At 64.4% G+C, this 8,651-nt stretch carries 11 protein-coding genes; 5 read left to right on the top strand and 6 right to left on the bottom strand.

Annotation, left to right across the window (positions count from 1 at the left end; all coding sequences use genetic code 11):
* Positions 1-210 (top strand): hypothetical protein (locus L0963_RS13430; protein WP_234179973.1); only part of this gene is annotated, 210 nt, incomplete at its 5' end.
* Between the two features lie 55 nt (positions 211-265).
* Here the strand turns inward: L0963_RS13430 and L0963_RS13425 are convergent.
* Positions 266-1,585, bottom strand: a complete 1,320-nt coding sequence (locus tag L0963_RS13425) for a serpin family protein (protein WP_234179971.1) — start codon at positions 1,583-1,585, stop codon at positions 266-268.
* A gap of 392 nt (positions 1,586-1,977) precedes the next feature.
* On the opposite strand from L0963_RS13425, the gene L0963_RS13420 reads away from it, so the two are divergent.
* Together L0963_RS13420 and L0963_RS13415 are read left to right on the top strand one after the other, a co-directional pair.
* A complete protein-coding gene (locus L0963_RS13420; RefSeq protein ID WP_186402258.1) occupies positions 1,978-2,883 on the top strand; it encodes a hydrogen peroxide-inducible genes activator in 906 nt (301 codons plus the stop codon).
* A 168-nt stretch (positions 2,884-3,051) separates the two neighbouring features.
* Entirely contained in the window at positions 3,052-3,411 is a 360-nt protein-coding gene (locus tag L0963_RS13415) for a hypothetical protein (protein ID WP_234179969.1), read from the top strand.
* 39 nt (positions 3,412-3,450) lie between these two features.
* Here the strand turns inward: L0963_RS13415 and L0963_RS13410 are convergent, their stop codons facing one another.
* Genes L0963_RS13410 through pgsA form a run of 3 tightly spaced genes read right to left on the bottom strand, consistent with a single transcriptional unit; the run spans position 3,451 to position 4,723 of the window.
* Positions 3,451-3,891, bottom strand: coding sequence for a molybdenum cofactor biosynthesis protein MoaE (locus L0963_RS13410; RefSeq protein WP_062902695.1), 441 nt, complete (start codon positions 3,889-3,891; stop codon positions 3,451-3,453).
* Positions 3,888-4,145, bottom strand: a complete 258-nt coding sequence (locus L0963_RS13405; RefSeq protein ID WP_217372376.1) for a MoaD/ThiS family protein — start codon at positions 4,143-4,145, stop codon at positions 3,888-3,890. The genes L0963_RS13410 and L0963_RS13405 overlap by 4 nt, the downstream gene beginning before the upstream one ends.
* A gap of 5 nt (positions 4,146-4,150) precedes the next feature.
* On the bottom strand, positions 4,151-4,723 hold the full coding sequence (pgsA, locus tag L0963_RS13400) for a CDP-diacylglycerol--glycerol-3-phosphate 3-phosphatidyltransferase (protein ID WP_234179967.1): 573 nt from the start codon (positions 4,721-4,723) through the stop codon (positions 4,151-4,153).
* A 135-nt stretch (positions 4,724-4,858) separates the two neighbouring features.
* Between pgsA and L0963_RS13395 the strand changes: the two genes are divergently transcribed.
* Positions 4,859-6,154, top strand: a complete 1,296-nt coding sequence (locus L0963_RS13395; RefSeq protein ID WP_062902697.1) for an MFS transporter — start codon at positions 4,859-4,861, stop codon at positions 6,152-6,154.
* A gap of 21 nt (positions 6,155-6,175) precedes the next feature.
* On the opposite strand, the gene L0963_RS13390 is transcribed toward L0963_RS13395, so the two are convergent.
* Both L0963_RS13390 and serB read right to left on the bottom strand, forming a co-directional pair.
* Positions 6,176-6,730 (bottom strand): septal ring lytic transglycosylase RlpA family protein, encoded by a 555-nt coding sequence (locus L0963_RS13390; RefSeq protein ID WP_186402260.1) that lies wholly within the window; start codon positions 6,728-6,730, stop codon positions 6,176-6,178.
* A 3-nt stretch (positions 6,731-6,733) separates the two neighbouring features.
* Positions 6,734-7,618 (bottom strand): phosphoserine phosphatase SerB, encoded by an 885-nt coding sequence (serB, locus tag L0963_RS13385; protein ID WP_062902699.1) that lies wholly within the window; start codon positions 7,616-7,618, stop codon positions 6,734-6,736.
* On the opposite strand from serB, the gene miaA reads away from it, so the two are divergent.
* Positions 7,617-8,576, top strand: a complete 960-nt coding sequence (gene miaA, locus L0963_RS13380; protein WP_234179965.1) for a tRNA (adenosine(37)-N6)-dimethylallyltransferase MiaA — start codon at positions 7,617-7,619, stop codon at positions 8,574-8,576. The genes serB and miaA overlap by 2 nt on opposite strands.
* Positions 8,577-8,651: the final 75 nt, after the last annotated feature.

Raw genomic sequence — 8,651 nt, 5'->3', positions numbered from 1 at the left:
ATTCTGTCGTCGGTCATCGTCTTCTTCTCCAGGTTCGAGTTCGCATCCGAACCCTACCAGAAGATCGACGGTGGCCACCCCTTCAGGGAAACCTTCCTACACCACCCCTTGGGACACGACCAAACCCCTTTCGGACTTTTTCAACAGTATCGACCGATCTTAGGCCATTCCAATCGAGACGAGGGTGCGCCAATAGCCGTCATACGTTGACGCCCCGGGGGGGCATCGCGGTGCTTGAATATCGTGTGGCCGGAGGCCTGAATCCCTAGTCGCCGAGCGGACGCTCCGCTTGGGTTTTCACATAGCGTCCCATGAACAGGATCAAACCAGTCCGTAGGTCGCGCAGCAGGAAAAAGAACGGCTTGTCCGCCCGGAATATGAACGGCGGCGGAGGTGGTTCCCTTCGGGCGCTGGAGACGACGATATCCCCGACCGCAGTGGCGACCGCAGCCTCCGCACCGACCTCGTCCACATCAAGATATGTCTTGTGAATGACGCGAGCGATTTTCAGTCCGACGGCTTCGGGAACCTCGCCGGGGTATGGAATTGTGGCCATTCCCGAAAAGTCGGCATCGTCTGAAAATGCTGTGGGTGCGCCCATGGAGATAAGAGAATTCTTGAGGTCCTGCCGCAATTCTACATGCATCTTGGGTATCGTCAGGATGGTTTCGCGCCGCTCGGCGTTGGCGAGGTCGGTAAGCCAATTTGCGAGATCAGCGGCGGTAAGCTCTTCTTCGAATTTCGGCAGGCCCTTTGCCGAATTGGGCAGAAACACAACCATTTCGACTTCGTGACCCACGTACGGCAGCGAGATCGCCTTGAAGCCGCCCCGCTCGATCAGTCGAAAGTTGGACTGCTGGCGCATGAGCGGCGTGGAAACCTGATCGCCACTCAATTGCGTGAAAGGCTCCGTTTTTGTCTGCTTTTTATCGAAAGCGCCAGCCCATGCGCCCTTCCAGTAGATGGCATTGACGAGGATCGCGCGAGTTCGTTTTGTGATGTCGTCCGGCAGCAGCAGGTCTTTGATCTTGCCCCGAGTGCTTTCTGCAATCCAGCTATTGATCTGGATGCGCGCGGCATTCGCTCCTCCGCGAAAGTTCACACGCTGCAACCCTGCCTGCGCAAAAGCCGTCACGTCCTTCTCATACTCGGGCAGAAGGTGCATCTCGTCCTGCAACCAGACGGCATTCGCCGTTCGTAGTTCGCGTCGCGGTCCGGAAAAAGTCATCGTGTCAAGCACTTGCCCGTTGGCACGCAGATAGTCCCACGGCGGCTTGGTGAAATGGAATGTCTTCTCAAGCTCCCCCGCCGTCGTACCGCGCGCGCCGCGATAGGCAAGACCTATGGCAACCGAAACGCTGGCGGGCGAAAGGAAATGGTTTTCATCAGCGGTCAGCGTGCGCCGATAAAGGTCAAGCGAGAACGTGTTGATCCCTGAAATAGCTGCTTTCGCATCTGATTCGACCACTGCCGAAATGGTGCGGATTGGCTCGTTCGACGAGACATCCGCGTCCTGGCAAAAAGCTGGCGAGGCCGTTGTCGTCGCCGCAATAACAACGATCTCTGCGATCCTGCGGAATGACATTTCTTGCTCCCACCCCTTCTTCAGCGCTACCCTTGTGCAAATTTCCTATGACTGCGTTAATTCTAGCTTGGCTGATAATTATTAAGTCGTGGCACCATCGGATACTTGTAGCCAAATCCCGGCAGCATTTGCATATAGAAGACGCAGAGCAGCCTTTCAGCTCCCCATCCCATCCCGCTCATTCAGCTCGACGCCGAACATTCGCGAAAGCGGACGCTCCATGAGGTTGGTTTTTGTCCATGCGCCTTAGCTCCCCGACCCCAGCGCCCCGTCTTCGTCGTCCACCTTCGTCTGCCATCGGCTCGGTCCCCTTGCCTTCCTCTCATGCGACCGCGACGCATATAATCGACGAAGTCACTCGAAATTACCAATCCGATTGCTATATTCGATCAATGCAATATTACCTGCCCTCGCTAAAGCAGATGCAATATCTCGTCGCGCTGCACGAGCATGGCCATTTCGGCCGCGCCGCCGATGCCTGCAACGTCACCCAGTCGACGCTGTCGGCGGGCATCCGCGAGCTGGAAACCCTGCTCGGCCAGACCCTCGTCGAACGCACCCGCCGCGTCGTCCGCTTTACCGGGCTCGGCGACGCGATCGTCGAAAAGGCGCACCGGGTGCTGCGCGAGGCGGAGGAGCTTGCCGACATGGCCGCCGCCGCCTCGGCGCCGCTAGTGGGCGAATTGCGGATGAGCGTGATCCCGACGATCGCGCCTTTCCTGCTGCCCGACCTGTTGCCGCGGCTGCGCAAGGAACGCCCGTCGCTCAAGCTGTTCCTGCGCGAAGAGCCGAGCGCGCAGGCGTGTGAATCGCTGCACCACGGCCAGGTCGATTGCGTGCTGCTCGCCCTGCCCTACGCCTGCGGCGATGTGGAGAGCGAGGCGCTGTTCGACGACGCGCTGTTCGTCGCCTTCCCCGGCGATCAGTCGGAGGAACTTCCCGCAATGGTCAGCGCCGACCAGATCGACCCCGCGCAGATGCTGATGCTCGAGGACGGCCACTGCCTCAAAGACCACGCCCTTGCGGCGTGCAACCGCCCCGAACTGCGCGCGGGCGCACGCATGATGGGCACTTCGCTCCATACGCTCGTGCAGATGGTCGACAACGGGCTGGGTATCACCATGTTGCCGCAGATGGCGATCGAGGCGGGCATACTCGACCACACCGACATCGACACCCGCCCGCTCGATTCCGACCACGACTGGCGCACCATCGCCCTCGTCTGGCGCAAGGGCAGCCCGCGCGCCGACGAATTCCGCATGCTCGCCGACATTTTCCGCAAACACCGGGCAAATTGACCGACAGACCGCAACCGCGCCAGGGCGCGCAGCAGTAAAGCGCCCGGCCGGCAGCGGCCCCATTTATAATCTTATGAAAGTCCCGCGTCGATATATTGGTCCCCGGCGATCGAACGATCGCTAACGACCCCATGGCAGTCGCGGCGAATATTGATTATCGAACGCCCGATGCGGCTTATGATTTCGGCCTTTTCTTTGCTCGCGGCGTCCATCGTGATCACCTGTGTTATCGCGAGCGGGATCGAGCGAATCCCGGAGATCACGCGAGATCTCCCAGCAACATACGCCGAGGGTGAGCCGATCTTCGATGCGAGGCTGAAAGCTCGCTTCCCCCTCGGCACTGCTGAAAACGCCATCATCGAGGAGTTGGAGCGACAAGGTTTCTCAATCAAAGAGGGGCCACATGGTCGGTTCGCCACATTCGTAGAGAAGAAGCTGATCGTCTCAAACATATGGAATGTCGGCTGGGAGGCCGAGAACGGGGCGGTCTCGAAGATATGGGGGGTCTATGGTGGTCGCGGCCCGTGAAGCAGCTAACCATCCCAAACCGTCCCTTCCGCCCGCTCCCTAATCCCAGCCCTCCGCGCGCTCTTGATCGGCCGCGCGGGGTTCGACCCAGCGGACGGCGCCGTCAGCCAGCGTCTCGCGCTTCCACAGCATGACGTCGGTCTTCAGCCGGTCGATCAGAAAGGTGCAGGCAGCGAGCGCTTCGGCGCGGTGCGGGCTGCTGGCGAGGACGAGCACGATCGCCTCGCCCGGCGCCATCGCGCCGACGCGGTGGATCAGCGTCAGCGCCGGCAGCCGCCAGCGGTCCGCGGCGGCGTGCGCCAGGTCGGCGAGGCCGCGCTCGGTCATTTGGGGGTGATGTTCGAGGAACAATTGGATCACGCCGTCGTCGCCGCGCACCCGGCCGACGAAGCTAGCGGTAGCGCCGTGCCCGCCCGCGTCGTGGCGGTCGGTCTCGGTCGCAAAGTCGATCGCCGCGTCCTGGACGACGACGCGGATCATCCGCCCGTCACCGGCGGGAACAACGCGACGTCTTGGGCGCCGGCAAGCGCCGCGTCATTGCCCATCATCTGGCCGTCGATCGCGACGCGAATCCGCGCCGGATCGGCAAAGGCCCGGGCGCCGCGGTCGTCGCGCGCGGCGAGCCATGCGATCAGGTCGGACGCGGTCGCGACATTGGCGGGCGGTTCGACCTGCTCCTCGCCGCATCCCATGCGTTCGCGCACCCATGCGAAATAGGCGAGCTGCAGCGCCACCGGCGTCAGTCCATATGCCTCAGGCCGACGCGCAGATAATCCCAGCCGGTGATCATCGTCAGCACCGCCGCGCCCCACAGGGTCGCCAGGCCGACGCTGCGGACCCATTCCATAGCGGGCAGCGCGCCCGCCAGGATCAGCGCGCCGAACGAGACAAGCTGAAAGGTCGTCTTCCATTTGGCGAGCCGGGTGACCGGCATCGACACCTGCAAGGTCGCGAGGAATTCGCGCAGTCCCGACACGATGATCTCGCGCAGCAGAATGACGAGCGCGGCGATGACGTGGATGCCGGTGATGTCGCGCGTGAAGACGAGCAGCAGGATCACCGCCGCGATCATGATCTTGTCGGCGATGGGATCGAGGAAGGCGCCGAGCCGCGACACGGTGCCGCGCGCGCGGGCAACATAGCCGTCGAAATAATCGGTGATGCCCATCAGGCAGTAGAGGACGAAGGCCAGCGCATAATAGAGCGGCGCCGGCTGGTGCGTCCCCTCGCGCGCGCCCGGCCACAGCAGCGCCAGCAGGATCGGAACCGTCAGGATGCGCGAAAGCGTCAAGATGTTCGGTAGGCTGAGCATGACCCCTGATCGCGCGAAAGTTCCAAAATGGGCTTTGACCGTCCAAGCCCTAACCGATAAGCCCCCCGGGCGACAACCGAATTGCCCCTTTGGCGCGGCCGGGTCGCTATGTCGGACTGCAATGATGGAATTTCAATGACCGGATCCTTTGCGCTTTTGAAGCAACGCCGGTTCCTTCCCCTGTTCGTCACGCAATTGCTCGGCGCGTTCAACGACAATCTGTTCAAGAATGCGATGGTGCTGTTCGTCGTCTACGGCGTCTTCAACGACGAAGCGTCCGAAACGCTGTTCAGCGCGGTCGCGACCGGGCTGTTCATCCTGCCCTTCTTCCTCCTGTCGGCGCTCGCCGGGCAGCTTGCCGACACGCGCGACAAGGCGATGATCATCCGCATCGTCAAATTCTGCGAAATCCTCATCATGGCGGTCGGCGGCACCGGGCTCGTCCTCGCATGGATGGGCTGGGCGGTGCATCTGGTCGCCATTCCGCTGATGATGCTGGCGCTGTTTTCGATGGGCATCCACTCGACCTTCTTCGGTCCGATCAAATATGCGATCCTGCCGCAGCATCTGGAAAGCGACGAGGTGCTGGGCGGCACCGGGCTGGTCGAGGCCGGCACCTATATCGCGATCCTCGCGGGCACGATCCTCGCAGGTATCATCGACGTCGAATGGGCGGCGCTCGGCGTCGTGCTCGTCGCCTTCATCGGCTACTGGACCGGGCGCAAGGTGCCGCCCGCGCCGCCGCAGCACGAGGAAACGGGGATCGACTGGCACATCGTCCGCTCGTCGATCGCGCTGGTGCGCGGCACGATGCATATCAAGCGGCTCTATCTCGCGATCCTGTCGATCAGCTTCTTCTGGACGATTGGCGCGGTGCTGTTCATCCAGTTCCCGCCGCTGGTGAAGAATATCCTCCACGCCGACAAGAGCGTCGCGAGCCTGTTCCTCGCGGTCTTCTCGATCGGCATCGCGATCGGCTCGGTCGCGGTCAACCGGCTGCTCAAGGGCGAGGTATCGGCGCGCTACAGCCCGGCGAGCGTCGTCGTGATGGGCGCGTTCGTCGTCGCCTTCTATTTCGTCTGCCGCAACTGGGAGCAGGATCCCGCGGGCACGCTCTACGGCATCGGCGGCTTTTTAAACCACGCCGATGTCATCCCGCTGCTCGCCAGCCTGATGGGCATCGCGATCAGCGGCGGCATGTTCGTCGTGCCGCTCTATGCCTTCCTGACCACCACCGTGCCCAAGGACCAGACCGCGCGCACCGTCGCGGCGAACAATATCGTCAATTCGGGCGCGATGGTCGCGGGCTCGCTGCTCGCTATCGGGCTCGGCTTCGCGGGCGTCGGCGTCGTCGATCAGCTGTTGATGAGCGCGGTCATGTGCCTGATCTCGGCGTGGCTCGCGGTCAAGCTCCACCGCGCCTGCGACTGACGCCCGCCGCCCTCTTTCGCCTCAGCGCTCCCCCGCCGCCAGCCGCGCGCGCAGCGCCGCCAGCTCGCGCGGTGGCAAGGGGGCGAGCGCCGCCGCCGGCTTGCCCTTGCGCAGCCGAGCGCGATCCTCGTCGGACGGTTCGACCCGCCGCACGCGCACCGGCACCACGCCATGGCGGTGCGCGCCGAGAGCTTCGGCGGCGCCTTTCGACAGGTCGATGATGCGCCCGCCGCCGGCGAACGGCCCGCGGTCGTTGACGCGCACGACGATCCGCCGCCCGCTGTCGAGCGCCGTCACCTCGACATAGGTCGGCAGGGGCAGCGTGGTATGCGCGGCGGTGATCCAGCCGGGCCGGAATTTCTCGCCATTTGCGGTGCGATTGCCCGATTCGCTGCCGTACCAGCTCGCATAGCCGACGGCGTCATAGGCAGGCGCGGCGGCGGGGACATAGGTCGTTCCGCGGACCGCATAGGGCTTGCCGATCCGCACCGGAGTATCGGCCACCGGGCGATATTGGCCGCCCGCGCAGGCGGACAGCGCCAGCATGGCAAGGCCCGCCCCCGCCGCGCGCAGCATCGCCTATCCCATCACCCACTGGCGCCGCGCATAGCCCTGCGCCCACAAAAGCGCGGTCAGGTCGTGGTGGCGGATCGCCGCATCGGCGGCCGCGGCGGCGGCGGGATGCGGGTGATAGCCGATCCCGAGCCCCGCCGACGTGATCATCGGAATATCGTTCGCGCCGTCGCCGACCGCCAGCGTGTCGCCCAGCGTCAGCCCGCGCGCCGCGGCCTCGGCGCGCAGCGTTTCGAGCTTCGCCGAGCTGTCGACGATCGGTTCGGCAACCTTGCCGGTCAGCTTGCCGCCGGCGATCTCCAACTCGTTCGCGACCACCTTGTCGAAGCCGATCGCTTCGGCAACCGGCGCGGCAAAGGGCAGGAAACCGCCCGACACCAGCACCGACCAGGCGCCATTCGCCTTCATCGTCTGGACCAGCGTGCGCGCACCGCGGGTCAGTCTGACGCGTTCCGCCCGGCATTCGGCGATCGTCGCCTCGGCCATGCCGCGGAGCAGCCCGACGCGCTCGATCAGCGCGGCGCGAAAATCTAGTTCGCCGCGCATCGCGCGTTCGGTGATCGCGGCGATCTGCGGCTTGATCCCGGCATAGTCGGCCAGTTCGTCGATGCATTCGACGGTGATCATTGTCGAATCCATGTCGGCGATGATCAGCTTCTTCGTCCGGTCGCCAAGCGGCTGGACGACGACGTCGAGCGCGCCATGATCCATTTTTGCCAGTTCGGCGCGCGCGCTGACCAGACTGCCCTGAAAGAAGATGTCCGCCGCGTCGCCCTCGTCGATCCAGTGCGGCGCGCCCACCTCATGTCCTGTCGCATCGAGACGGTCGATCGCTTCGCGGACCACCTCGCCCGTCAGCTTCCCGGCTGCTATCAGCGTTGCAACGAACATGGCATCTCCTTCTTCTTCCTTCACGCACCGTCCACCGGTGGCGCTTATCGCTGGCCCCACCGCCAGCGGCAAGAGCGCATTGGCGGTCGCCCTCGCCCAGGCGCTCGGCGACGCAGAGGTCGTCAACGCCGACGCGAGTCAGGTTTATGTGGACATCCCCCTCCTCTCGGCACGGCCGGACGCGGCGGAGATGGCCGGCATCCCGCATCGCCTCTTCGGTCATGTCGATGGCGGGTACGCCCACAATGCGGCGCGTTGGGCCGAAGAAGCGCGCCGCACCCTGTCCCACGCGCACGCCGCGGGGAAGGTTCCCATCCTCGTCGGCGGCACCGGCCTCTATCTGCGCACGCTGCTCGACGGCATCGCCCCGGTGCCCGAAATCGACCCGGATATTCGCGAAGCAGTGCGCGCCGTGCCCGTCGCCGACGCTTATGCCGCGCTCGCCAAAGCCGATCCCGCCGCTGCCGCCCGGCTCAATCCTGCCGACACGACCCGCATCGCGCGCGCGCTCGAGGTGGTGCGCGCGACCGGCCGGACGCTCGCTGCGTGGCAACAGGAACGCAGCGGCGGCATCGCCGAGGCGATCACGCTGGTGCCGCTCATTCTGCTGCCGCCGCGCGACTGGCTGCGCGAGCGCTGCGACACCCGCCTTGTGCGTATGTTCGACGGCGGCGCGATCGAGGAGGTCAGCGCGCTGCTCGCGCGCGGGCTCGACCCCGATCTGCCTGTCATGCGCGCGATCGGCGTGCCGCAGGTCGCGGCGCATGTCCGCGGCGAAAGCAGCCGCGAGACGGCGCTCGAGGCGGCGCAAGCGGCGACCCGCCAATATGCGAAGCGGCAATATACCTGGTTCCGCCACCAGCCCCCCGCCGGATGGCCGCGCCACGAAGAGTCATTATCCATCGATTCTATCAATCAAATCGCAATATTATTACGTGATAGACTGTTGACAGGATAGAATCATATACCTATTGCCCGCTGCCTGCTGCGGCGCAACAAGGCCGCGGACAGGCTGCGCCCAGCATCGGGCCGC

It is taken from the genome of Sphingopyxis sp. NFH-91 (genome assembly GCF_021401285.1).
In the GTDB taxonomy this organism is placed as follows: domain Bacteria; phylum Pseudomonadota; class Alphaproteobacteria; order Sphingomonadales; family Sphingomonadaceae; genus Sphingopyxis; species Sphingopyxis terrae_A.
The sequence above is the reverse complement of the archived record's forward strand: the minus strand, read 5'-3'. Positions and strand labels throughout refer to the sequence as shown.

Coding starts and splice junctions, on each gene's coding strand:
- L0963_RS13390 (WP_186402260.1), bottom strand. CDS start 6,730: ATGCTGCGCGCGGCGGGGGCGGGCCTTGCCATGCTGGCGCTGTCCGCC.
- L0963_RS13395 (WP_062902697.1), top strand. CDS start 4,859: ATGACCGGATCCTTTGCGCTTTTGAAGCAACGCCGGTTCCTTCCCCTG.
- serB (WP_062902699.1), bottom strand. CDS start 7,618: ATGTTCGTTGCAACGCTGATAGCAGCCGGGAAGCTGACGGGCGAGGTG.
- L0963_RS13425 (WP_234179971.1), bottom strand. CDS start 1,585: ATGTCATTCCGCAGGATCGCAGAGATCGTTGTTATTGCGGCGACGACA.
- L0963_RS13415 (WP_234179969.1), top strand. CDS start 3,052: ATGCGGCTTATGATTTCGGCCTTTTCTTTGCTCGCGGCGTCCATCGTG.
- L0963_RS13410 (WP_062902695.1), bottom strand. CDS start 3,891: ATGATCCGCGTCGTCGTCCAGGACGCGGCGATCGACTTTGCGACCGAG.
- miaA (WP_234179965.1), top strand. CDS start 7,617: ATGGCATCTCCTTCTTCTTCCTTCACGCACCGTCCACCGGTGGCGCTT.
- L0963_RS13420 (WP_186402258.1), top strand. CDS start 1,978: ATGCAATATTACCTGCCCTCGCTAAAGCAGATGCAATATCTCGTCGCG.
- pgsA (WP_234179967.1), bottom strand. CDS start 4,723: ATGCTCAGCCTACCGAACATCTTGACGCTTTCGCGCATCCTGACGGTT.